At 67.0% G+C, this 24324-nt stretch carries 19 protein-coding genes, 1 pseudogene and 2 riboswitches; of the genes and pseudogenes, 8 read left to right on the top strand and 12 right to left on the bottom strand.

The features are described 5' to 3' along the window. Positions 1 to 8: 8 nt before the first annotated feature. The 4 genes from gcvP to ACQ858_RS14260 all read right to left on the bottom strand — a co-directional run bounded on the left by gcvP (position 9) and on the right by ACQ858_RS14260 (position 6389). Positions 9 to 2936 (bottom strand): aminomethyl-transferring glycine dehydrogenase, encoded by a 2928-nt coding sequence (gene gcvP / locus ACQ858_RS14275; protein ID WP_431273353.1) that lies wholly within the window; start codon positions 2934 to 2936, stop codon positions 9 to 11. Positions 2937 to 2964: 28 nt separating this feature from the next. Next, the gene (gene gcvH / locus ACQ858_RS14270) at positions 2965 to 3342 is read right to left on the bottom strand and encodes a glycine cleavage system protein GcvH (RefSeq protein ID WP_431273352.1); all 378 of its coding nucleotides are present in this window, start codon (positions 3340 to 3342) and stop codon (positions 2965 to 2967) included. Between the two features lie 42 nt (positions 3343 to 3384). Beyond that, positions 3385 to 4476 (bottom strand): glycine cleavage system aminomethyltransferase GcvT, encoded by a 1092-nt coding sequence (gene gcvT, locus ACQ858_RS14265; protein ID WP_431276867.1) that lies wholly within the window; start codon positions 4474 to 4476, stop codon positions 3385 to 3387. 124 nt (positions 4477 to 4600) lie between these two features. After that, positions 4601 to 4722, bottom strand: a riboswitch (glycine riboswitch). Positions 4723 to 4737: 15 nt separating this feature from the next. Next, positions 4738 to 4835: riboswitch (glycine riboswitch) on the bottom strand. Positions 4836 to 4856: 21 nt separating this feature from the next. After that, positions 4857 to 6389 carry a glycine betaine ABC transporter substrate-binding protein gene (locus ACQ858_RS14260; protein ID WP_431273351.1) on the bottom strand — a complete coding sequence of 511 codons (1533 nt, stop codon included), beginning with the start codon at positions 6387 to 6389 and terminating at the stop codon, positions 4857 to 4859. A 127-nt stretch (positions 6390 to 6516) separates the two neighbouring features. Between ACQ858_RS14260 and ACQ858_RS14255 the strand changes: the two genes are divergently transcribed. After that, positions 6517 to 7608, top strand: coding sequence for an ROK family protein (locus ACQ858_RS14255; RefSeq protein ID WP_431273350.1), 1092 nt, complete (start codon positions 6517 to 6519; stop codon positions 7606 to 7608). 13 nt (positions 7609 to 7621) lie between these two features. On the opposite strand, the gene ACQ858_RS14250 is transcribed toward ACQ858_RS14255, so the two are convergent. The 3 genes from ACQ858_RS14250 to ACQ858_RS14240 form a co-directional block, all read right to left on the bottom strand. Then, entirely contained in the window at positions 7622 to 8311 is a 690-nt protein-coding gene (locus ACQ858_RS14250) for a dienelactone hydrolase family protein (protein WP_431273349.1), read from the bottom strand. An 84-nt stretch (positions 8312 to 8395) separates the two neighbouring features. After that, positions 8396 to 9775, bottom strand: coding sequence for a phospholipase D-like domain-containing protein (locus ACQ858_RS14245; protein ID WP_431273348.1), 1380 nt, complete (start codon positions 9773 to 9775; stop codon positions 8396 to 8398). A gap of 46 nt (positions 9776 to 9821) precedes the next feature. After that, a complete protein-coding gene (locus ACQ858_RS14240) occupies positions 9822 to 11072 on the bottom strand; it encodes a 5-methyltetrahydropteroyltriglutamate--homocysteine S-methyltransferase (RefSeq protein ID WP_431273347.1) in 1251 nt (416 codons plus the stop codon). Positions 11073 to 11219: 147 nt separating this feature from the next. Here ACQ858_RS14240 and ACQ858_RS14235 point away from each other — a divergent pair, with 147 nt between their 5' ends. The 6 genes and pseudogenes from ACQ858_RS14235 to ACQ858_RS14210 all read left to right on the top strand — a co-directional run bounded on the left by ACQ858_RS14235 (position 11220) and on the right by ACQ858_RS14210 (position 16803). Continuing rightward, positions 11220 to 11984, top strand: a complete 765-nt coding sequence (locus ACQ858_RS14235) for a GntR family transcriptional regulator (RefSeq protein ID WP_431273346.1) — start codon at positions 11220 to 11222, stop codon at positions 11982 to 11984. Between the two features lie 202 nt (positions 11985 to 12186). After that, a complete protein-coding gene (locus tag ACQ858_RS14230; protein WP_431273345.1) occupies positions 12187 to 13356 on the top strand; it encodes an ABC transporter substrate-binding protein in 1170 nt (389 codons plus the stop codon). Between the two features lie 131 nt (positions 13357 to 13487). Next, on the top strand, positions 13488 to 14360 hold the full coding sequence (locus ACQ858_RS14225; protein ID WP_431273344.1) for a branched-chain amino acid ABC transporter permease: 873 nt from the start codon (positions 13488 to 13490) through the stop codon (positions 14358 to 14360). Beyond that, positions 14360 to 15313: pseudogene (locus ACQ858_RS14220) on the top strand (branched-chain amino acid ABC transporter permease); the annotation flags it as partial. The gene ACQ858_RS14225 and the pseudogene ACQ858_RS14220, both read left to right, overlap by 1 nt. Before the next feature lie 70 nt (positions 15314 to 15383). Further along, positions 15384 to 16106: an ABC transporter ATP-binding protein gene (locus ACQ858_RS14215; protein ID WP_431273343.1), complete on the top strand. Its 723-nt coding sequence runs from the start codon at positions 15384 to 15386 to the stop codon at positions 16104 to 16106. Further along, positions 16099 to 16803 carry an ABC transporter ATP-binding protein gene (locus ACQ858_RS14210; RefSeq protein WP_431273342.1) on the top strand — a complete coding sequence of 235 codons (705 nt, stop codon included), beginning with the start codon at positions 16099 to 16101 and terminating at the stop codon, positions 16801 to 16803. Before ACQ858_RS14215 ends, ACQ858_RS14210 begins: the two co-directional genes overlap by 8 nt. Before the next feature lie 156 nt (positions 16804 to 16959). Here ACQ858_RS14210 and ACQ858_RS14205 read toward each other — a convergent pair whose 3' ends face one another. Then, on the bottom strand, positions 16960 to 17574 hold the full coding sequence (locus ACQ858_RS14205) for an NAD(P)-dependent oxidoreductase (RefSeq protein WP_431273341.1): 615 nt from the start codon (positions 17572 to 17574) through the stop codon (positions 16960 to 16962). Positions 17575 to 17618: 44 nt separating this feature from the next. Continuing rightward, positions 17619 to 18287: a DsbA family protein gene (locus ACQ858_RS14200; RefSeq protein ID WP_431273340.1), complete on the bottom strand. Its 669-nt coding sequence runs from the start codon at positions 18285 to 18287 to the stop codon at positions 17619 to 17621. Between the two features lie 77 nt (positions 18288 to 18364). Here ACQ858_RS14200 and ACQ858_RS14195 point away from each other — a divergent pair, with 77 nt between their 5' ends. After that, positions 18365 to 19315: a LysR family transcriptional regulator gene (locus ACQ858_RS14195; protein ID WP_431273339.1), complete on the top strand. Its 951-nt coding sequence runs from the start codon at positions 18365 to 18367 to the stop codon at positions 19313 to 19315. On the opposite strand, the gene ACQ858_RS14190 is transcribed toward ACQ858_RS14195, so the two are convergent. The 3 genes from ACQ858_RS14190 to rpoD form a co-directional block, all read right to left on the bottom strand. Next, positions 19260 to 20393 carry an HPP family protein gene (locus ACQ858_RS14190; protein WP_431273338.1) on the bottom strand — a complete coding sequence of 378 codons (1134 nt, stop codon included), beginning with the start codon at positions 20391 to 20393 and terminating at the stop codon, positions 19260 to 19262. The genes ACQ858_RS14195 and ACQ858_RS14190 overlap by 56 nt on opposite strands. Positions 20394 to 20403: 10 nt before the next feature. Continuing rightward, positions 20404 to 21642 (bottom strand): multidrug effflux MFS transporter, encoded by a 1239-nt coding sequence (locus ACQ858_RS14185; protein WP_431273337.1) that lies wholly within the window; start codon positions 21640 to 21642, stop codon positions 20404 to 20406. Positions 21643 to 21718: 76 nt separating this feature from the next. Next, positions 21719 to 24031 (bottom strand): RNA polymerase sigma factor RpoD, encoded by a 2313-nt coding sequence (rpoD, locus tag ACQ858_RS14180; RefSeq protein ID WP_431273336.1) that lies wholly within the window; start codon positions 24029 to 24031, stop codon positions 21719 to 21721. Positions 24032 to 24324 lie beyond the last annotated feature (293 nt).

Raw genomic sequence — 24324 nt, 5'->3', positions numbered from 1 at the left:
CGGCGGGCCTACTCGGCGGCCGAAGCCGCGCTCGACGCCAGTTCGGCGACCGGCACGCAGCTGCAGAACAGGTTGCGGTCGCCGTAGACGTTGTCGACCCGGCCGATCGGCGGCCAGTACTTGCCGCTCCTCAGCGTCGCGAGCGGAAAGGCGGCCAGCTCGCGCGAATAAGGCCGCGTCCATTCCGCCCCGAGCAGGCTCGCGGCGGTGTGCGGCGCGTTCTTGAGCGGGTTGTCCTCCTTCGGCCAGACGCCTTCCTCGACCCGGCGGATCTCGCCGCGGATCGCGATCATCGCGTCGATGAAGCGGTCGAGCTCGGCGAGCGGCTCGCTCTCGGTCGGCTCGACCATCAGAGTGCCCGGCACCGGGAAGCTCAGCGTCGGCGCGTGGAAGCCGTAATCGATGAGCCGCTTGGCGACGTCTTCGGCGGTCACGCCGCTGGCATCCTTCAACGGGCGCAGATCGAGGATGCACTCGTGTGCCACGTGCCCGTTGGGACTCGAATACAACGTCGGGTAGTGGCCCTTGAGGCGGGCGCTGATGTAGTTGGCACTGAGGATGGCCGTTTCAGTCGCGGCCTTGAGGCCGGCTGCACCCATCATGCGGCAGTACATCCAACTGATCGGCAGTACCGCCGCGTTGCCGAGCGGCGCGGCGGAGATGGCCCCCACGCCATGCGACGTGACGCCGCCGGTTGCATGTCCGGGCAGATAGGGCACCAGGTCCTCGACCACGCACACGGGACCCACACCCGGCCCGCCGCCGCCGTGCGGAATGCAGAAGGTCTTGTGCAGGTTCAGGTGACTCACGTCGCCGCCGAATTCGCCCGGCGCGGCGATGCCGACCAGCGCATTCATGTTGGCGCCGTCGACGTAGACGCGCCCGCCGTGGGCATGGACGATCTCGCACAGTTCCTTCACGCGCGTCTCGAACACGCCGTGGGTGCTGGGGTAGGTGATCATCACCGCCGCCAGCTTGTCGCTGTGCGTCTCGCAGGCGCGCTTCAGGTCGTCGATGTCCACGTTGCCTTCAGCGTCGCAGGCGGTGACCACCACCTTCATGCCGGCCATGTGCGCGCTCGCCGGGTTGGTGCCGTGCGCGGAGAACGGGATCAGGCACACGTCGCGATGGCCTTGTCCTTTCGCCTCGTGATAGGACTTGATCGCAAGCAGGCCCGCATATTCCCCCTGGGAGCCCGCGTTCGGCTGCAGGCTGATGCCGGCGTAGCCCGTGGCTTCGCACAGCCAAGCGCGCAACTGCTTGTCGAGCTGGTCGTAGCCCAGGCGCTGGTCGGCCGGTGCAAAGGGATGGATGTTCGCGAACTCGGGCCAGGTGATGGGGATCATCTCGCTGGTGGCATTGAGCTTCATCGTGCAGCTGCCGAGCGGGATCATGCTGCGGTCGAGCGCGAGGTCCTTGTCGCCGAGGCTGCGGATGTAGCGCAGCATCGCGGTTTCGCTCTTGTGCGTGTTGAAGACCGGATGGGTGAGGAACGCGGAGGTGCGCCGCAGGTCCTCGGGAATGCGCGAGGTCACGGGGGCAGCCAGTTCCTCGAAGCGCGGCATCCGCGTGCCGGCCGGCACGAAGAGCGCCCACAACGTCTCGACGTCGGCGCGCGTGGTGGTCTCGTCGAGCGAGATGCCCAGATGGTTCTGCACGCGCTGGCCGAGGTTGATGCCGGCGGCTTCGGCGCGCTCGACGATCTTCGCTGTGTCCTCGCCGGTCTTGACGGTGAGTGTGTCGAAGGCGGTGGCGTTGACCAGTTCGCGGCCCATCTGCTCGAGCCCTTGCGCGAGCACGGCGGTCAGCGCCGCCACGCGCTGGGCGATCCGCTTGAGGCCTTCCGGGCCGTGATAGACGGCGAACATGCTCGCGATCACCGCCGGCAGCACCTGCGCGGTGCAGATGTTCGAAGTGGCCTTCTCGCGGCGGATGTGCTGCTCGCGCGTCTGCAGCGCGAGCCGGTAGGCCGGCTCGCCATGCGCGTCGACGCTGACGCCGACGATGCGGCCCGGCAACGAGCGCTTGAAGTCGTCGCGGCAGGCGAGGAACGCCGCGTGCGGACCGCCGTTGCCCATCGGCATGCCGAAGCGCTGCGTGGAGCCGCAGACGATGTCGGCATCCCATTCGCCCGGCGGCGCCAACACCGTGAGCGCGAGCAGGTCGGCTGCGACGCAGAAGGCGGCGTCGAACTGATGCGCATGGCCGGCGAGCGGGCGCAGGTCATGCACATGGCCCGTCGTGGCCGGGTACTGCGCGAGCACGCCGAAGAATTCGCAGCTCGCCATCAGGTGCGGCAGCGTTTCGGACACCGTGCTCACGCGCACTTCGATGCCCAGCGGGGCGGCACGCGTCCTGATGACTTCGATGGTCTGCGGATGGCAGTCGCCCGAGACCAGGAAGACGTTGCTCTTGCTCTTCACGCTGCGGCGCGCGAGCGTCATCGCTTCCGCCGCGGCCGTCGCTTCGTCGAGCATCGACGCATTGGCGATCGCCATGCCGGTGAGGTCGCACACCATGGTCTGGAAGTTGACCAGCGCTTCCATGCGGCCCTGCGAGATCTCGGCCTGATAGGGCGTGTAGGCGGTGTACCAGGCCGGGTTCTCCAGCACGTTGCGCAGGATCACGCCGGGCGTGTGCGTGCCGTAGTAGCCCTGGCCGATGTAGCTCTTCGCGACCTTGTTCTTCGCCGCGATGGCCTTGAGTTCGGCCAGCGCCTCTGCTTCCGTCACTGCCGGCGGCAGACGCATCGGCTTTGAACGCCGGATGGCCGGCGGCACGATGCCGTCGATCAGTTCCGCCCGCGTGGCGGAGCCGATGGCCGGCAGCATGCGTGCTTCGTCCTGGGCTTCGATTCCGATGTGGCGTGCGATGAATTCATCGGCGTTCTCGAGATCGCCGATGGAGGGGGTGAGGGGCAGGACGGGCGTCGACATGTGCGGATCGGAAAATGTGCGCAGCGGCTCAGGCTTCGGAGGAGAACTTCTCGTAGGTGGTTTCGTCGAGAAGCGCGTCGAGTTGAGCTGGATCGCTCACGCGCGCCTTGAAGAACCAGCCGCCTTCCATCGGCGCGCTGTTGGCCAGCGACGGATCGGCGCGCAGCGCTTCGTTGACTTCGGTGATTTCGCCGGAAACCGGCATGAACACGTCCGCCGCCGCCTTCACCGACTCGACCACGCCGGCCACCTCGCCCTGGGCGAAGGACTTGCCCACGTCCGGCAGATCGACGAAGACCACGTCGCCGAGCGCATCCTGTGCATGGACAGTGATGCCGACGGTGACGAGCGCCGCATCCGACTCGGTGCGGACCCACTCGTGATCCTTGGTGAACTTGGTGGTCATGAAAAAAGCTCCTTGATGAAAAAATGGTGAAAGCGTGTGACTTCAGCCCCGGTAGTAGCGGGCGGGAACGAAAGGCATGGTGCTGACTTCCATCGGCACCGGCTTGCCACGCACGATCGCCTGGATGCGCGTGCCGGGCTCGGCGTACGCGAGCGCGACATAGCCCATGGCGATCGGCCGGTCGACCGTCGGACCGAGCAGGCCGCTCGTGACATGGCCGATGGCCGCGCCTTCGAAGGATTCGAGCAGCGTGCCGTCGCGCACCGGGATGCGTTCCAGCGCGACGAGGCCCACGCGCTGGCGCGTGAGGGTGTCGTGGTCCAGGTGGCCGGCCGTGCCGGTCGATGCGGTGAGCTGCGCGAGGATCTTCGCGGCACCCGGGAAGCCGCCTTCGCGCGCGCCGCCGGTGCGGCGGACCTTCTGCATCGCCCAGCCGAGCGCGGCCTCGACCGGCGTGGTGGTCTCGTCGATGTCGTTGCCGTAGAGGCAGAGGCCGGCCTCCAGCCGCAACGAATTGCGCGCGCCGAGCCCGATCGGCTTGACTTCGGGTTGCGCGAGCAGCAGCCGTGCGAGCGGCTCGGCGTCGGCCGCAGCAACGGAAATCTCGAAGCCGTCTTCGCCGGTGTACCCGCTGCGGGTGACAAAGGCCGCGATGCCGCCGATGCGCACCGCGCCGCCGGTCATGAAAACGAATCGCTCGATGCCGGGCGAAAGCCGTGCGAGCGTCGCCGCGGCCTGCGGACCCTGCAGCGCGAGCAAGGCGTGGTCGGGCATGGGCTGGACCCGGCAGCGGTTGCCGATCTTCGCGGTGATGTGCGCGATGTCGGCTTGCTTGCAGGCGCCGTTGACCACCACGAACCACGAATCGTCGCCCTCGTTGAAGAACATCAGGTCGTCGAGGATGCCGCCGTCGTCGTTCAGCAGCAGGCCGTAGCGCTGCTTGCCCGGCGCGAGGCCGATCACGTCGACCGGCATCAATGTCTCGAAGGCGGCCGCAGCGTCGGGGCCGGCCAGCTGCAACTGGCCCATGTGGGAAATGTCGAACAGGCCGGCGGCCTCGCGGGTGTGCCTGTGCTCGGCCATGAGGCCGCCCGGGTACTGCACGGGCATCGAATAGCCCGCAAAAGGCACCATGCGGGCGCCGAGTTCCACGTGCAGGGCGTGGAGCGGGGTCTTGAGAAGTTCGTCGGTCGATGCGGAAGCCAAGGCGTTCTCCTGAGGCAAAAGGGGCAGTTCGAATCCATGACCGAAGCCATGGGCCACCCCTGCTGTCCGCTTTACCTGAGAGATTCACCCCACGATCGGGGCTTGCTCCTTCGGTGGACGATCCCGCCACTGCGTCATCGCGGGGGCGGGCCATCTCTCTCCAGCAAGGAAACGCCCGGAAAACGGGCGCTTCGTCAGTCCTTTTGCCTGAGCGTTCGGGCCCTTGCACGCTGGGCCCTGCGCCTTCGGCGGCCCCGCCTGACGGGGCTCTCTCCTGACTGGGCGAGTGTAAGGGATCGACGGTCGCTTCAGCGCCTGCGTCGCATCAGGTACTCGATCATTTCGAAGACCGCTTCGCTCAGCAGCGCCAGCGCCGCGGCCGGAATCGCGCCGGCTGCGAGCAACTGGCGGTCGTTGAGCGCGAGGCCGGTCACGATCCGCTCGCCGAAGCCGCCCGCGCCGATGAAGGCGGCGATGGTCGCGGTGCCGATCGCGATGGTGGTCGCGGTTCGCACGCCGGCCAGGATGGTGGGCAGCGCCAGCGGCAGTTGCACCAGCCGCAGGCTTTGCCCGGCGCTCATGCCGAGCGCGGTGCCGGCCATCCGCAGCCCGGCCGGGACTTCGGCCAGCCCCGTGACCGTGTTGCGCATGATCGGCAGCAGCGAATAGAGGGTGAGGGCGATCAGCGCGGGCAGGGTGCCGATCACGCCGACCAGCGAAATCAGGATCGCCAGCAGCGCGAGCGACGGAATGGTCTGCAGGAGGCCGGTGAGCCCGAGCACCACCGCGCGGGCGCGCAGAGATGGAAACACCAGGATGCCGAGCGGCACGGCGATCAGGATCGCGAGCCCCACCGAGATCGCGACCAGCAGCAGGTGCTGCCGCGTGAGGCGGCCGAGGTCGGGGCCAAAGAGCTTGGCGGTGAAGCCCCGCGCGGCGGTGTCCCCGGATGGCGCTGCGCCGCTGGGCGGCTGCGGCTTGCCTTGCCCGAGGAAATCGCGCGCGATGGCATCGAAGCCCACGCCGCCCAGTTCGGCGCGCGCATTCATCGCGATCATCGCGCGCTCGTCGATGCGGCCTTCGAGCTTCTGCAAGGCGGCCCAGGCGGCGGGCCAGCGCTCCGGCAGGTCGAGCCGGTAGAGCACCACGGCGTCGTAGCGCGGAAAGTACCGCCGGTTGTCCTCCAGTACGCGCAGGCCGAGATGCTCGATCTTCGCGTCGGTGGTGTAGATGTCCATCACGTCGATCTGGCTCGCGGCGATGGCGTCGTAGGCCAGTCCGTGATCGAGGCCGGTCGGCGTCTGCTTGAAACCGTAGCGTTCGGCCAGCCCCTGCCAGCCGTCGGCGCGGCCGATGAACTCGTTCGACAGGCCCAGCTTCAGCTCCGGATGGTTCGCGAGATCGCTCAGGGTGCGGATGGCGAGCCGGTCCGCGTCCGCGGCGCGCATCGCGAGCGCGTAGCCGTCGTTGAAGCCCAGCGGGATCGCCACGCCCAGACCGAGCGGGCGCAGCGCGGCGTTCATCTGCTCCAGCGTCATCGATCCGCTGCTCTTGAGGACCTCCAGTGCGATGGTCCCGGTGTATTCGGCATAGAGGTCGATGGCGCCGGAGGTCAGGGCCTCATAGACGATGGCGGTGTTGCCGAGCCCCTGACGCACCACCGGCGGAGCCGGCAGGTGCGGTGCGGCGGTCTGCGCCAGAACCTCGGCGAGGATGTACGACTCGGTGAACCGCTTGGACCCGACGCGCAGGGTGTCCTGCTGGGCGTTCGAGGGCGCGGCGCCCCACAGGAACCCCAGGCAGGCAAGGGCGGTGAACCAGATGCGGCGCAGCGGCTTCATCGATTCAGTGTATCGGCGGCGGTGCCGCGCGCGCCAGTGGGCGTGCGTCGATACCGAGGCGTTTTCCTACAGCGTCTTGTGCGCCGGGCCGATGTCGCGCCGGCGTCGCCGAACGCAAGCTGAAGAAGTGCTCATCGATGACGTTCGCCGCGGCGAGGGCAAACCGTTGCTGTGCGACCGGCTACCGCTCGCCGGCGTGCACGGCGCGCGCGAGCTGGCCTCGGTGGTGGTCGAGGGCTACAGCCTCCAGTTGCGCGACGAGGACGGCTTCGTCGGCGACCAGGCCAGCCAGACAGCCTTCAGGGACCTGCTCGAGCGCTGGCGCCAGCGGCGCCGCAGGCAGGGCAACGACCCGCTCGGCGGACGGCACTCCAGGAAGATGACGAAAAGTGCGCTGGACGAGGTGCTCGGCAGGAAAGCTTCGGAGGCGGCCGACGTGGTCCACGGCGTCATCGAGGAATTCGCCGAAGAGCTGGCCTGGGTGATCGGTCGCTTCATGCGCCATCCGTCATGGAAAGGCGTGGAGCGCATCGTGATCGGTGGCGGCTTTCCCGAAAGCGACGTGGGCGAGCGCGCGATCCTGCAGACGGCGGCCCTGCTCCCGGACATGCGGATCTCCGTGCAGCTGGGCCGCCTCGGCCATGCAACCGACGACGGCGGGCTGCTTGGATGGGTGTACCTCGTGCCGCCGTCGCTGCTGGAGGGGTACGACGCGATCCTCGCTTTGGACATCGGCGGCACCAACGTGCGCTGCGGCATCGTCAAGATGCGCATGAGGCGCGCGCCCGACCTGTCGAGGGCCAAGGTGATCCACCGCGAAAAATGGCGGCACGCCGACGAACGGCCCAGCCGCAAGGCGCTGGTCGAGCGGCTGGTGGAGATGCTCGAAGAGCAGATGCGCTACTGCGGCAGGAAGGGCATCCGGCTCGCGCCCTTCTTGGGCATCGGCTGCCCGGGGTTGATCCGCAAGGACGGATCGATCGCGCGTGGTGCGCAGAACCTGCCGGGCGACTGGGAGAGCGAGAACTTCCACCTGCCGAGCCGGCTCGGCAAGCGGATCCCTACGATCGGGGGCGAGCCGACCGTGGTGCTCATCCACAACGACGCGGTGGTGCAGGGTCTGAGCGAGCTCCCCTTCATGCGCGACGTGAAGCGCTGGGCCGTGCTGACCATCGGCACCGGGCTCGGCAACGCGAGCTACTGCAACAAGGCGCCGTAGCAGGCGCCCGGATTCAGCTCGCCAGTTCCTTGCCGAAGAAACGCAGGGTGCGGTCCCAGGCGAGTTGGGCCCAGGCGGCGTCGTACTGCGTGATCGGAATGCGGCCCGGCCCCTGCGCGGTTTCGTTGGCGAAGGCGTGGTGCGCCAGGTAGCGATGGCCCTCGTAGCGCACGCCCGCGCCGCGCAGTTTTTCTTCGAGCGCATCGACGCCCGCGATCGCGAAGGCCTGGTCCTGCGTGGCCCAGTGCGCCATCACGGGCGCCTTGATCTTCGATGCGTCGACGTATTCGAGCGGCGGGTAGCCGTACCAGACCACGCCGGCGGCGGCTTCGGGTGCCATCGTGAGGCCCAGCACCGTCAGCGCGCCGCCCATGCAGTAGCCGGTGACGCCCACCTTTCCGCCGCGCGCCTTCAGGTACTGGACCGCGCCGCGCACGTCCTGAGACGCGGCGTCGCCGAAGTTCAGGCCGCTCATGAGGTGATGCGCCTCTTCGGCTTCGACGGTGGACTTGCCGCGATAGAGATCGGGCACCAGCGCGGTGAAGCCCGCCTGGGCAAAGCGGTCCGCCACGCCGCGGATCTGGTCATTGATGCCCCACCATTCCTGGATCACCACGACCGAGCCGAACGCCTTGTCGGCCTCGGCCAGATAGCCATTGACGCTGCCGCCGTCGGGGCGGTTGAACTGCACGACTTTTCCCATGGAGCGCTCCTGAAGGTTGGGTTTCGGTTCGGGCGACGAGTATCGGCCAAGTTGCCGTGCAAGTCACAGCGTGCCCCTCGAGGCTCAAAGCTGGAAGGCGATGGTCAGCAGCAACCCTTCGGCCACGTCGCGAATCAGCCCGGGTTGCCGCGCCCGGTAGGTTTCCCCTGCCGACGCGGTGGTCTCGATCCATTGCGCGAGCCAGTCGATCTGTTCCTGACCGTAGAACACCACCGCCGCCTCGTGGTTGATGAGGAGGCTGCGCATGTCGAGGTTGATCGAGCCGCACAGCGCGAGATCGTCGTCCACCACCACCGCCTTGGCGTGCGCCATGAATGGCAGCATGCGGAAGACCGCGCCGGCGCGTGAGAGGTCGCGCATGGCACGCGCGCGCACGAAGTCGGCAAGCCGGTGGTTCGACTGCGCGGGGATGGCGATCGTGACCTGAACACCGCGCCTTGCGGCAAGTCGCAGCGCGTCGCGCAGGCCGTCGCCGGGCACGAAGTAGGGCGTGATCGCGAGCACCCGGTGCTCGGCGCGGAAGCAGGCATCGATGAGCAAGGCTTGCGCGGTGTCCTCGGTCTGGTCCGGGCCGCTCGGCAGCAGTTGCGCGAGCTCACCATCCGCATACCCATCGCCCGCGGCCGGCTCGCGCGGCTGGTGGCTGCGGACCGAGGACCAGTCGTGATCGAACTGCGTCGCCGCCGCCGCCGCGACGCTACCGTGCAGGTCGAAGGAGAGATCCCGCCACGGCACCGGATGGTCGTCGTTGCCGGTGAAATATTCGCCCGCGAGATTGCGGCCGCCCGACCACAGCCACCGGTCGTCCGCGATCGTGAACTTGCGGTGGTTGCGCAGATTGCGCGGCCCCGTGCGGCGCAGGCTGAAGATGGGGCGGAACACCGCGACCTCGGCGCCCGCATCGCGCAGCGTGTCGAAGTGTGATCGCGGCAGCGACAGCGCGCCGAAGCCGTCGAGCAGCACGCGCACCTTCACGCCCTCGCGAGCGCGCCGCGCCAGCCGGTTGATGACGTCATGGCCGAGGGTGTCGTCGCCGATGATGAAAGTGCAGATGTCGAGCCGCGCGCGGGCGCCTTCGACGACCTCGAAAAGTGCCTCGCGCGCCGCCGTGCCGTCGGAATGGAAGCGAACCGCGCACGGTCCCGGCGGCGCGAGGCCGAAGCTCTCGATCAGGTCGGCGGCCCAGTGACCCGCGGGGGTCGCGCGCGGCGGCCGCGGCGAACCTGCCGGCCGCAGCTTGCGCTGGCCGAACAGGAGGTACATCGGGAGGATCAGGTAAGGCAGCAGCGCGAGTCCCATCACCCAGGCGATGGCGGTCGAAGGCGCGCGCTGCTCACGCTTGGCGCGGCTGGTCAGCACATAGACAAGCAACGCGAAAGTGACGACCAGCAGGTGCTGCGACGGTGAGGGCAGCCAGTCGAGCCAGTCGTCGATGCGGTTCACGCGCGCAGCCGTGTTTGCTTCATAGGCTGGAGCCTACTTCACCGCGTCAATGATTCAAACAGCCCGGCGCAGCCCGGGTCGTTCGCGAAACACCGCGGAACCGGCTTTGCCGGGCCGCTGGTGTTGCCCCCGGCAGGGGGTTGGCGGCTACACGAAGTGAGCAAGCCTGGGGGCGAGCCTTATCCCCCCAGACTTCCTTCGCGGTCTCGATGACGAGGCGCAGCTTGGCGCGCTGGGCCTCGACCGCGATGTTGTTGCCATGCACCGTGCTGGAGAAGCCGCACTGCGGCGACAGCGCGAGCTGGTCCAGCGAGACGTACTTGGCGGCGGCCTCGATGCGGGCCTTGAGCTCGTCCTTGTCTTCCATCTCGCCGAACTTGGTCGTCACAAGGCCGAGCACGACGGTCTTGCCCTTGGGCAGGAAGCGCAACGGGCGGAAGTCGCCCGAACGTGCGTCGTCGTATTCGAGGAAGTAGGCGTCCAGGTCCATCTCCTGGAGCAGCGCCTCGGCCACCGGCTCGTAGTTGCCGGCGGCCGCGTGCGTGCTCTTGAAATTGCCGCGGCACAGGTGCATCGCCAGGATCATGCCTGCGGGTTTCTGCGCGACCACCTTGTTGATGAACTGGGCGTAGCGGTGCGGGAGCTCGTTGGGGTCGTCGCCGCGCTGGCGGGCAGCTTCGCGCATCTTCTCGTCGCAGAGGTAGGCGAGGTTGGTGTCGTCCATCTGCACGTAGGTGCAGCCGGCGGCGGCGAGAGAGCGCAGTTCGTCGCCATAGGCCTTGGCGACGTCGTCGTAGAAGTCGGGCTCGAGCTCGGGGTAGGCCTCCTTGCTGATACCGGCGCGGCCGCCGCGGAAGTGCAGCATGGTGGGCGAGGGGATCGTGACCTTCGGCGTGTTGCCGGCCGACACCTGGCTCTTGAGGTACTCGAAATCGGCGAGCTGGATGTTCTTGGCATGGCGCACCTTGTCGATCACGCGCATGACCGGCGGCGCCAGTTCCTCGGTGCCGTCGGGCTTGCGGATGGTGACCGGGATGTCGGTCTTCACGCCGCCGAGCTGCTCGAGGAAGTCGATGTGGAAGTAGGTGCGGCGGAACTCGCCGTCGGTGATGCTCTTGAGGCCGACGTCCTCCTGGAACTTGACGATCTCGGCGATCGCCTTGTCCTCGACCTTGCGAAGCTGTTCGGGCGTGATCTCGCCCTTGGCCTTTTGCTCGCGGGCTTCGAGCAGGTACTTGGGGCGCAGGAAGCTGCCGACGTGGTCGTAATGTGCGGGCAGGCGGGCATGTTCTGACATGGTTGGCTCCGTCGAAATCTGGAAAAGAACGGTCGATCGTATCCGCACAGAGGCGTGTGCTTGCGGATACACCGGCATGAGTGTTTACCCTTGTATTGGTGCAAAAATGGCCGACTCTCGGCGATCTTTGGATACATTCCGTATCCCGTGCATCCCCCCAGTCCTTCCGTTTCATCCCACGCCGAAGCCGGCGGCTCGCAGGTCGTCAAGGCCCAGTTGCGCCTGCGCGAGATGGTGCTCGCCGGCGAACTGCCGGGCGGCGCACGCATCGCCGAAGTGGCGATCTCGGAGCTTCTGGGCGTGTCGCGCACGCCGGTGCGCAGCGCGCTGATGCGCCTCGAACAGGAAGGCCTGCTCGAAGCGCTGCCGAGCGGCGGCTATGCGGTGCGGACCTTTTCCGAGCGGGACGTGAGCGATGCGATCGAGCTGCGCGGCACGCTCGAAGGCCTGTCGGCCCGGCTCGCCGCCGAGCGCGGGGCGCCGCAGATGGTGCTGCGCGAGGCGCGCGCCTGCCTCAAGCGCATCGACGAGTTGATGCGCGAGCCGGCGCTCGACGATGCGGCCTTCTCACGCTACGTCGCCTACAACGCGGAATTCCATCGCCTGCTCGCCGAGATGTCCGGCAGCCCGGTGATCGCGATGCAGGCCGAGCGCGTGACCAACCTGCCATTCGCTTCGCCCTCCGGCTTCGTGGTCGCGGAGGCGAATTCGCCGAGTGCACGCGACAGGTTGCTGATCGCGCAAGACCAGCACTGGCAGGTGCTCGACGCCATCGAGAACCGCGAAGGCGCACGCGCGGAGGCGCTGATGCGCGAGCACAGCCGCATCGCGCAACGCAATCTGCGCGATGCCTTGCACGGCCCGCAGACCGATGCGTTGCCGGCCGTGAAACTCATCCGTCGCCGCGATTGAGGAACCGCAAGAAATGAACCTTCCCACCCCGAACCGCGCAGGCGGTCTTTGCGCGATGATCGCGCACCGCAATCGCTGATCGCGCAGAAACCTTTTGTCCGCGGCGCAAGCTAGGTGTTTGCCGACGCCCCCACGAGTTTGCACTTCGTCACAATAACCCCCGATTTTTACCGTTCCAGAATCACCGCAGAAGGAGATTTCCATGCTTCGTCGTCAACTCGTCCAGGCCGCCGGCCTGACCGCCATCGCGCTGGCGATGCCGCTGGCCCATGCCGCGGACACTTTCAAGATCGGCCTGATCCTGCCCATGACCGGGCAGCAGGCGTCCACCGGTCGCCAGATCGAAGCCGCGGCGCGCCTGTACATGGCCCAGAACGGCGACACCGTCGCGGGCAAGAAGGTGGAACTGATCGTCAAGGATGACACGGGCCTGCCCGACGTCGCCAAGCGCATCGCGCAGGAACTGGTGGTGAACGAGAAGGTGAATGTGCTCGCCGGCTTCGGCCTCACGCCGATCGCGCTCGCCGTCGCACCGATCGCCACGCAGTCGAAGACCCCGGCCATCACGATGGCGGCCGCCACGTCGGCGATCACCGAGGCCTCGCCCTACATGCTGCGTTCGAGCTTCACGCTGCCGCAGGTGTCGGTCGCGATGGGCGACTGGGCGCCGAAGAACGGCATCAAGTCGGTCGTGACGCTGGTGTCCGACTACGGCCCGGGCAACGATGCCGAGAAGTTCTTCGCCGAGCGCTTCCAGCTCAATGGCGGCAAGGTGCTCGACAAGCTGCGCGTGCCGCTGCGCAATCCCGACTTCGCGCCGTTCCTGCAGAAGGTGCGTGACGCCAAGCCTGACGCGCTGTTCGTCTTCGTGCCTTCGGGCGCCGGCGCGGCCGTGATGAAGCAGTTCCTCGAGCGCGGCATGGACAAGGCCGGCATTAAGCTCATCGGCACCGGCGACCTGACCGATGACGATCAGCTCAACGACATGGGCGATGGCGCACTGGGTGTGGTCACCTCGCACCACTACTCGGCGGCGCATCCGTCGGCGATGAACAAGAAGTTCGTCGAGGCTTTCGAGAAGGCCAACAAGAACATGCGCCCGAACTTCATGGCCGTCGGCGGCTATGACGGCATGCGCATGATCTACGAGGCGCTCAAGATCACCAAGGGGCAGGGCGGCGGCGACGCGCTGCTGGCCGCGATGAAGGGGCAGGTCTTCGAAAGCCCGCGCGGCCAGGTGCTGATCGACGCGCAGACACGCGACATCACGCAGGACGTGTATCTGCGCAAGGTCGAGAAGAAGGACGGTCAGCTCTACAACGTCGAGTTCGACGTGATCAAGTCCGTCAAAGATCCCGGCAAGTCCAAGTGATTCCGTTTTTCAGATCCGGCCTGCGTAGCCAGGCCCGTTCGGGAACTCCCGCGGAACTGGCTTCGCCAGGCCGCAGGGAGTGCCCCCGGAAGGGGGTGTCCGAGCACACGAAGTGAGCGAGGCTGGGGGCCGTGTTAACTATTCTTTTTGACGGCATTGCCTACGGCATGCTGCTGTTCGTGCTGGCGGTCGGATTGGCCGTGACGCTCGGCTTGATGAACTTCATCAATCTCGCGCATGGCGCCTTCGCCATGGCGGGCGGCTACATCACGGTCTTCGCCATGCAGAAGCTGGGCGTGCCGTTTCTCGCCTGCCTGCCGCTCGCGTTCATCGTGGTCGGTGCGATGGGTGCGTTGCTCGAACGCACGCTCTACCGCCCGATGTACGGCAAGACGCACCTGGACCAGGTGATGTTTTCGATCGGGCTTGCCTTCATGGCGGTGGCGGGCATCGACTATTTCGTCGGCTCGTCGCAGCAGAACATCCACCTGCCCGAGTGGCTGCGCGGCCGCACCGAGATCGGCGACGGCGCGCTGATGCTCGGCATGGGCCACTACCGGCTCTTCATCATCGCGGTGTGCGCGCTGCTGACGGTGGTGCTGCAGCTCATCCTCACGCGCACGCGCTTCGGCAGCCGGCTGCGCGCGGCGGTGGACGATCCGCGCGTGGCCGCAGGCATGGGCATCAACGTGAACGTGGTGTTCCTCATGACCTTCGCGGTCGGCTCGGGACTGGCCGGTCTGGGCGGCGCGCTGGGCGCCGAGATCCTCGGGATGGACCCGACCTTCCCGCTCAAGTACATGATCTATTTCCTCATCGTGGTGTCGGTCGGCGGCACCACCTCGATCACCGGACCGCTGCTGGCGGCGCTGCTGCTCGGCGTCGCCGATGTGGCGGGCAAGTACTTCATCCCGAAGATGGGCGCCTTCACCGTCTACCTGCTGATGATCCTCATCCTGATGTGGCGGCCGCAGGGCCTGTTCACCCGCAAGGGAGGCCGGTGATGGATTTCCAATCCCTGCTGCTCGCGAAGGCGCGCTGGCGCCCGCTGGAATTCGTGGTCTGGGCGGTGGCCTTCGTGCTGCCGCTGGTGCTGCCCTCGCACGCACTCATGATCAACGAGATCGCGATCGTCGCGCTGTTCGCGATGTCGCTCGATCTGATCCTCGGCTACACCGGTGTCGTGTCGCTGGGCCATGCCGGCTTCTTCGGACTGGGCGCCTACGCGGCCGCACTGTTCGCCAAGCACGTGATGCCCGATCCGACGGTCGGCCTGGTGGTGGCGATTGTGGTTTCCGCGCTGCTGGGCGCGGTCGCGAGCGTCACCATCCTGCGCGGCAGCGATCTCACGCGGCTGATGGTCACGCTCGGCACGGCGCTGCTGCTGCTCGAACTCGCGAACAAGCTCGACTGGCTCACTGGCGGTGCCGACGGTCTGCAGGGCGTGGTCATGGGGCCGGTGCTCGGCATGTTCGATTTCGATCTCTACGGCCGCACGGCTGCGTGGTATTCGCTGTCGGTCATGCTGGTGCTTTTCCTGCTGATGCGGCGGCTGGTGAATTCGCCTTTTGGCGCAACGCTCAAGGCGATCCGCGACAACCGCCTGCGCGCAATGGCGATCGGAATCCCGGTGATCCCGCGGCTCGCGGTGATCTACACCATCGCCGCCGCGGTGGCGGGTGGCGCGGGCGCGCTGCTCGCGCAGACCACGGGCTTCGCATCGCTGGACGTGCTCGCCTTCGACCGCTCGGCCGACGTGCTGCTGATGCTGGTGATCGGCGGGGTGGGCTGGCTCTACGGCGGCATCGCCGGCGCGATCGTCTTCAAGGTGCTGCAGGACACGCTCTCCGCCGTCACGCCGCAGTACTGGATGTTCTGGATCGGCCTGATCCTGGTGCTGCTGGTGCTCGTCGGCCGTGACCGGCTGCTCAAGCCCTGGACCTGGTTCGGTGCTCGCGGGGGGCCAAACCGTGAGCAACGACAACAACGTGAAGAACGACATCGTCCTCTCGGCCACCGGCCTCGTGATGCGCTTCGGCGGCATCACGGCGACCAACAATGTGTCGCTGAACCTGCGGCGCGGCGCGCGTCATGCGCTGATCGGCCCGAACGGCGCGGGCAAGACCACGCTGATCAACCTGCTGACCGGCGTGCTCACGCCGACCGAAGGCCGCATCGTGCTCGAAGGCGAGGACATCACGCGCCTGGCGCCGCACAGGCGGGTGGCGCGCGGGATGGTGCGCACCTTCCAGATCAACCAGCTGTTCGATTCGATGTCGCCACTGGAGACGCTTGCGCTCGTGGTGTCGCAGCACACCGGCGTTGGCACCGATTGGTGGCGGCCGCTGGGCAGTTCGAAGCAGGTCGCCGAGCGGGCAGGGCAGTTGCTCGAGCAGTTCCGGCTCGCCGATGTCGCCAATCAGCAGACCCAGCATCTGGCCTACGGGAAGCGCCGCTTGCTTGAAATCGCGATCGCGCTGGCCTGCGAGCCGCGCGTGCTGCTGCTCGACGAGCCCGTGGCCGGCGTGCCGGCGGGCGAGCGCGAAGAGCTGCTGGAAACCGTGGCCGCGCTGCCGGCCGATGTGTCGGTGCTGCTCATCGAGCACGACATGGACCTGGTGTTCAGCTTTGCCGATCGCATGACGGTGCTGGTCAACGGCACGCTGCTGACCGAGGGCGACCCGGACACGATCGCGAACGACCCGAAGGTGAAGGAGGTCTACCTGGGCCACGGAGAGGAACATGTCTGAGCTGCTGCGCATCGAGAACCTGAGCGCGGGCTATGGCGAAGCCGTGGTCCTGCACGACATTTCCTTTTCGCTCGGCGAAGGACAGACGCTGGCGCTGCTGGGCCGCAACGGCACCGGCAAGACGACGCTGATCAACACGCTCGCGGGCGCAACGCGCCAGCACGGCGGCACGATCACGCTCGGCGGCAACGCCTTGCACAAGCTGCCTTCGCACCAGCGCGCTGCGGTCGGTATCGGCTGGGTGCCGCAGGAGCGCAACATCTTCAAGTCGCTGACGGTGCACGAGAACCTCACCGCGGTCGAGCGGCCGGGCAGGTGGAATGCGCAGCGCGTCTACGAGATGTTCCCGCGCCTGGCCGAGCGCAAGAGCAACCTGGGCACGCAGCTTTCGGGTGGCGAACAGCAGATGCTGGCCGTCGGCCGTGCGCTGGTGGTGAACCCGACGCTGTTGCTGCTGGACGAGCCGCTCGAAGGGCTCGCGCCGATCATCGTCGAGGAGCTGCTGCGCGCCATCCGCCGCATCACGCGGGACGAGGGACTGGCGGCGATCATCGTCGAGCAGCATCCGCAGGCGATCCTCGCGATCTCGGACGAGGCGGTGGTGCTCGACCACGGCACCGTCGTGCACGCGGACCATGCCGCGACGCTGCGCACGCAGCCCGACCTGCTGGACCGGCTGCTCGGCGTTTCCCGCTGAGCGGCGCGGGCGCGCATGGCCATCAAGCGCCCCCTGAAAGCCAGCGCCAGCCACCCGAAGCCAGGGATACCGTGGATCCGGCTCGGTCGGTCCACCGGTATCGCCCCCTGAAAGGGGGTGGAGAGCGACACGAAGTGCGCGAGCCTGGGGGTGAGCTCAATACCCCACGGTGAATCGCCGGCGCGAGTGCTTGGGATGTTCGAGTTCGTCGGCCATCGCGATCGCGAAGTCCTCCATCGAGACCCAGCTCTTGCCCTGTTCGTCGGACAGCACGCCGTCGCCGCCGAGGCGGAATTTGCCCGAGCGCTCTCCCGGCATGAAAAGCGCGGACGGCGAGAGAAAGGTCCAGTCGAGGTCTTTCTCGGCGCGGAGGGCGTCGAGGAACACGCGACCCGCGAGCGCTTCGGGTTTGTAGGCTTCGGGGAAGTCGGGGGTCTCGACCAGCGCCTTGCCCGGCGCCACCTCGAGGCTGCCTGCGCCGCCCACGACCAACGCGCGCGGCACGCCCGCCTTTTTCGCCGCCGAAATGAGCGTCGCTGCATCGATGCCGCCGACGAAGCGGGTGGCACTGATGATCGCGTCATGGCCGTGCAGCAGCGGCGCCAGCGCATCGGCCGAGGTGGCATCGGCCGCTTTCAGGGTCAGGTTGGGGCGCTCGGTCACGCCGTCGATCTTGCGCGCGATGCCTGTGATGGTGTGGCCGCGCTGAAGCAGCTCGTTGGCGATCCGCGAACCGACGCGGCCTGAAATGCCGAGGATGGCAATCTTCACGATGAACTCCCTTTCTGAGATTGGAGAAGCAGGATGGGGATGGGTTAGAGGGCCTGCGCGATCAGCTGTTCGAGCTGTGTAGCCCAGGCGTCCGGCTGGCCGAGAAAGCGTCCGGCTCCGATGGGCGTGACCTGCGCGGCGGGCGTTTCCAGCGCGAAGGTCGGGAAGCCCTGTCCACCCGCTCGCGCGAGCCATTGGCGGCTGTGGGCGATGTGGCGGTGGGTGCTTTCGCCCGTCAGCTCGTCGAAGGCCGTGCCGAAGTTGGGTGCGAGGCCGATATCGGCCGCCAGATCGTTCAGGACGGGCCGTTCGGCGATGCGGCGGCCTTCGACATAGTGGGCGCGCTGCACGCGGTTGAGCATGTCGAGGCCGCGATCGGCCACCGCCTGTGCCGCGAGCACTGCGGTGAGCGGTGGGGTCGAGTCCAGCATTGCGCCGCCATCGTTGAGCAGGCCGTCGAAGTAGCCGGCACCGAACGGCTGTCCACTGAGCTCGGCGATCCGGCGGTCGTGGGGTATCACGTAGCTGCGCCATTCCGGGGTGACGGGGCGCCGGTTGGGCCCTGTCATCATCCCGCCGCCGTGGAGCTCGATCTTCAGTCCGGGGATGGCGCGGGCCGCGTCGACCAGCGGCGCGGCGGCATAGCACCAGCCGCAAAGCGGGTCGAAGACGTAGTGAAGCGTCGCGCGGCGGGTCGTGGGCTTTCTGGTCATGGCCATGATCGTATGTTTCCCGGTTCGATCGAAAAACGTCTTAGGATGGGCAAGTTTGTTGCTCAAATCGATCGAATATGGACCGCGTGATCGCCGCCGAAGTCTTCGTCTGCATCGCCGAAAAAGGCAGCATGACCGCCGCCGCTGACGTGCTGGACATGTCGCGTGCGATGGTGACGCGCTACCTGGCGCAGATGGAGCAGTGGGCGGGCGCGCGCCTGCTGCACCGCACCACGCGGCGGCTCAGCCTGACCGAGGCGGGTCGAGAGACGCTTGCACGCTGCCGCCGGATGCTCGAGTTGGTCGCGGACATGGCCGTCGTCTCCGCGGAGGAAGCCGACACGCCGCGCGGGCTCTTGCGCGTCGCCTGTTCGCAGTCGCTCGCGCAGGATGTGCTGGTCGCCACGGTGGCCGAGTTCCTGCGCCGCTATCCGCTGGCGGCGATCGATCTGCTGATCGGGCCGCGATCGGTGAATCTCGTGGAGGAGCGGATCGACCTCGCCATCCGCATCACCAACGACCTCGACCCGAACCTGATCGCGCGCCCGCTGGGCCGGTGCGATTCGGTGATCTGCGCCTCGCCGGACTATCTGGCCGCGCACGGCAGGCCGCATCGGGTGCAGGATCTGGCGACCCACAACTGCCTGACGTACTCGTACTTCGGCAAGAGCCTGTGGGAATTCGATCTCGCGGGCGAGCGATTGGTCGTGCCGGTCAGCGGCAACCTCAGCGCCAATGAATCGAACGTGCTGCTGGCGGCGGCAGTCGAGGGCGCGGGCATCGCCATGCAACCCGTCTATGCGACCAGGAGGCTGATCGCGGAAGGGCGCCTCGTCGCGCTGCTGCCGGAGGCCGCGCCGCAACCGCTCGGCGTCTACGGCCTGTATGGATCGCGGCGGCAGACGCCGGCGGCGCTGCGCCTGCTGCTCGACCTGCTGGTGGAACGTTTCGCCGACCCGGCGTACTGGCCCGTCAGGCCTCAGGCCCCACGGCCCGATACAGCGCGCGCACGAAATCGGACTGCGTGATCATGCCGACCAGCCGCTTGTCGGCGTCGATGATTGGAATGTGATGGTGGCCGCCTTCGGAGAAGAGCGGCACGAGCTCGGCGAGCGGCCGCTCCTGGCTCGCGACGCGAACCTGCCGGGTCATGATCTGGCCGACCACTTCGGGTTTGCTCGACATCACGGTGCGCGTGGCGCGGATGAAATCGCGCAGACGCCCGCCGATGCCTTCGTGGTGCTGCAGGTCGATGTGCCGGAAGAAATCCGCCTGCGTGATGATCCCGATCACGCGCCGGCTGCGGTCGACCACCGGCAGGGCCTTGATGCGCCGCTGGTGCATCAGCGTCCAGGCTTCCTGCAGCGGTGTTCCGAACTCCACGTGGACCAGGTCGCGCGACATGATGTCGGTGCAATGAACGGTGCCGAGCCGGCGGTGCCAGGACTCGACCTCCGTCTGGCGGATCAGCGACTCGAGATCGTCGCGGCTGATGTCGAGCACCTGGTTGTAGCGCGCCAGAACCGCATCGATGTCGGCCGAGCTGAACCGGCTGTCTGCCGGTGAAGGCTTCGGTGCGATCTGGACGTGCGGATAGCGCCGCCCGGTCAGGGTGTTGTAGACCACGCCCGCCAGCACCAGCAGCACCGAGTTGGTCAGGGTCGGGAACAGGGCGAACGAAAAGTTCGTGGTGTGCGTCAGCACGATCAGAAGCGCGGCTGCGCCGCCCGGCGGATGCAGGCAGCGCAGCGAGAACATCACACCGATCGCCAGCGCGGTCGCGAAGGCATCGAGCCACACGCCGTCCGGTAGCCAGTTCACGCAGGCGATGCCGACCAGCGCGGCGATGGTGTTGCCGCCGATCACCGGCCAGGGCTGGGCGAGCGGGCTCGCCGGCAACGCGAAGACCAGCACGGCGCTCGCGCCCATCGGCGCGATGAGCCAGGCGGCGCTGGAGGAGATGCCGGTGAGCCAGTGGCAGATCAGCGCGGTGAAGAGCAGGCCGACCGCGGCGCCCACCGTCGCCCGAAGGCGCTCCTGGGCGTTGGCGGACGTGGGGCCCGGAATCCAGGCGCGCGCAAAGTCGGAGAGAGTTTGGAAGCGCATGAAATCAGAATCAACTTGCCTCTTTGGCGGCCTGCCGCCCAATCTCCGGCCAACGCCGATGCAGCCAGACCCAGGCGACGAGGCCGATGCCCAGCATCAGGATCGAGGTGCCGGCCAGTGCCAGCGTGGACTGCATCACCAGCGGCGCCACCATGCCCGCGACGATGCCGTTGGCCGTGGAGGCGATCACCGCCTGCAATGAAGACGCCATGCCGCGGCGTTCGGGATGCAGGTCGAGCACCAGCAGCGTCACGACCGGAACCATCAGCGCCCACCCGAAGGCGAACACCGCCAGCGGCCACAGGGCCCAGGCGGCGTGCGGCGTGAAGAGGGCGTTGGCAAGCACGTTGACGATCGAGGTCGCCAGCATGATCACGAAGCCGTCGCGGATCTGCCGCTTCGGCGCCACCTTGCCGGCCATGCGGCCGCTGGCCCAGGCGCCGAGCATGATCCCGCCGATGGTGAGCAGGAAGAACCAGAAGAACTCGGTCGGCGCGAGGCCGAGGTGTTCGCCGAGAAAGGCCGGCGCCGCCAGCACGTAGAGGAACATGCCGTTGAACGGCACCCCGCTCGCGAGCGCCAGCAGCAGGAAGCGCGGATCCGAGCAGAGGCTCCAGTAGCCCCGGAGCAGGTGCCGGACCTCGAAGGGCTGGCGGTGGTCCCGGTGCAGCGTCTCGGGCAGCAGCTTGTAGTTGGCGATCCACAGCACCATGCCCACGGCGACCAGGAACCAGAAGATGCTGTGCCAGCCCAGATGCACGAAAAGGAACCCGCCCACGATCGGGGCGATCGCCGGCGCGATGCCGAAGTAGATCGTGACCTGGCTCATCACCCGCTGCGCCTCGGCCGGCGGGAACATGTCGCGGATCACCGCGCGCGAGACCACGATCCCCGCGCCGGTCGACAGGCCCTGCAGCGCGCGGAAGAAGACCAGCCACCCGATCGTCTGCGACAGCGCGCAGCCCAGCGATGCGGCCGTGAACACCACCAGCCCCCAGAGCACCACCGGCCGCCGCCCGAAGCTGTCCGACAGCGCGCCGTGGAAGAGGTTCATGAACGCGAAGCCGAAGAGGTAGGCGGAGAGCGTCTGCTGCATCTCCACCGGTGAGGCGCCGATGGAACGGGCGATGCCCGAGAACGCCGGGATGTAGGTGTCGATCGAGAACGGCCCGAGCATGCCCAGCACCGCGAGCAGCACCGCCAGCGCCCAGCGGGGCGCGCGCCAGATCTTGTGCGCGTCGGGGTTCATCCGTCCTGGGTCTCCTTCTTGTTCTTGAGCAAAAAGAAGGCGCCCTCAGGCGCCTTCAGATTCCGATCGCTGGAGATCAGAGGGTATCAATAAAGCTCCGGAGCTTGTCGGAACGGCTCGGGTGCTTCAGTTTGCGCAGCGCCTTCGCTTCGATCTGGCGGATGCGCTCGCGCGTGACGTCGAACTGCTTGCCGACTTCTTCCAGCGTGTGGTCGGTCGACATCTCGATGCCGAAGCGCATGCGCAGCACCTTGGCTTCGCGCGGCGTGAGGCTGTCGAGGATGTCCTTGACCACGTCGCGAAGACCTGCCTGCATCGCCGCCTCGATCGGCGCCGTGTTGCTGCTGTCCTCGATGAAGTCGCCCAGATGCGAATCGTCGTCGTCGCCGATGGGGGTTTCCATCGAGATCGGCTCCTTCGCGATCTTCATGATCTTGCGGATCTTGTCTTCGGGGATCTCCATCTTCGCGGCCAGGATGCCGGCATCGGGCTCGAAGCCGAACTCCTGCAGGTGCTGGCGGCTGATGCGGTTCATCTTGTTGATGGTCTCGATCATGTGCACCGGGATGCGGATGGTGCGCGCCTGGTCGGCGATCGAGCGGGTGATCGCCTGGCGGATCCACCACGTCGCGTAGGTCGAGAATTTGTAGCCGCGGCGGTACTCGAACTTGTCGACCGCCTTCATCAGGCCGATGTTGCCTTCCTGGATCAGGTCGAGGAACTGCAGGCCGCGGTTGGTGTACTTCTTGGCGATGGAGATCACGAGGCGCAGGTTGGCCTCGATCATTTCCTTCTTGGCGTCGCGCGAAGACGATTCGCCTTCGTTCATGCGCTTGTTGATGTCCTTCAGCTCGGAGAGCGGCACCACCACGCGGGCCTGGATGTCGGCCGGGCGCTGCTGCAGTTCCTGCACCGGCGGAATGTTGCGCTGGAGCACCGCGCTCCACGGCTTGCCCGCGGCGGCCTGCTTCTCGACCCAGCTCAGGTTGAGCAGGTTCGAGGCCACGCGGTTGCCGTTCTTGTCGTAGCCGCTGAAGTCGCGGATGAAGTCGTCCTGCGGGAAGCCGCACTTGTCCACGATGATGCGGCGCAGTTCGCGTTCCTTCTTGCGCACGTCATCGACCTGCGTGCGCACCAGGTCGCACAGCTTCTCGATGGTGCGGGCCGTGAAGCGGATGGTCATCAGCTCCTCGGACAACGCATGCTGGGCCTTCTGGTAGGACGGCGTGCCATAGCCTTCCTTGTCGTAGATCTTGTGGATCTTCTCGAACAGGCCCGCGATGCGGTCGAAGCGGGTGAGGGCCTCGTTCTTGAGTTCCTCGAGCTTCTTGGTGAGCGCCTTGGAGCCGCCCTTGCCGTCGTCGTCGTCTTCCTCGTCGAACTCGTCGAAGTCTTCCTCGGCCACGTAGTCGTCGGCTTCGTTCGGGTTCGAGAAGCCGTCGACGATGGTCGAGATGACGACCTTGCCTTCACGGATGTCCTCGGCCGGGCGCAGGATCTCGGCGATCGTGGCGGGCGAAGCCGAGATGGCTTCCATCATGGACATCAGGCCGCCTTCGATGCGCTTGGCGATCTCGATTTCGCCTTCGCGGGTCAGCAGCTCGACCGTGCCCATTTCGCGCATGTACATGCGCACCGGGTCGGTGGTGCGGCCGAATTCGCTGTCCACCGTCGACAAGGCAGCTTCGGCTTCTTCTTCCGCTTCCTCGACCGTGGTGGCCGTGGGCGCGGTGTTGTTCAGCAGCAGGGTTTCGGCGTCCGGCGTCTGCTCGTAGACGGCCACGCCCATGTCGTTGAGCATGGTGACCACGACTTCCATGGTCTCGGCATCGACCAGCTTGTCGGGCAGGTGGTCGGAGATTTCGCCGTGCGTGAGGTAGCCGCGGGTCTTGCCCAGGGTGATGAGGGTCTTCAGGCGCGAGCGGCGCTTGGCCAGGTCTTCTTCGGACAGAACGGTTTCGTCCAGGCCGAATTCCTTCATCAAGGCGCGTTCCTTCGCCTTGCTGATCTTCATGCGCAGCGGCTTGGCCTTTTCCTCGGTCGATGCAGCCGCCGGCTCATCACCGGTCAGATCGTCCTCGATGTCGGACAGGTCGATATCGCTGGCCTCAGCGCTTGCTGCCGCCTTCGGCTTGCGGCCCCGCTTGGCGCCGGTCGTCGTGCCGGCTGCCTTGGGAGGACGGCCAACCTTCTTCGCGGCAGGTTTCGTCGTGGTTTCGTCGGTGGTGGTCGATTTGGTGGGCACGGTTTTCACTTTCGTAGCTGCAGACGCCTTGGACGCGGCGGCGCCGGTCTTGGTTGCGGGCAGCGCGGCTTTCTTCAGCGGCTTCTCTTCTGCTGCGGGCTTCTTGGCGGCGGCGGACACGGCGGGCTTCTTCGAACTGGGCATAAAACCTCGTAGAACAAGATGGACCAAGCGGAATCACAAGCGCCACAAACCCGGCGCAGGCAGGAGCACAAACAATGAGGCCATGAGGACGCAAGTCCCCGAAGAGCCTTTCAACAGGCAAGATGTCGGGCGATCATTTGGTGTGCAGTCCTTGCGGTGTATTGACCCGTTTCCCGTTGGGAAGTGCATTGCGCTTGGGGCCGGCCCGGAGGTGCTGCTGTCGCTCTTGCCTTGTTGCCAGACGCTACTTGCGTCCGGCGAAGCCTTAGATTATAGCGTGTTACAGCTTTTTC

This window comes from Variovorax ureilyticus, from assembly GCF_050632185.1.
GTDB lineage: Bacteria > Pseudomonadota > Gammaproteobacteria > Burkholderiales > Burkholderiaceae_C > Variovorax > Variovorax ureilyticus_A.
This window is presented reverse-complemented; position numbering and strand designations above follow the sequence as displayed.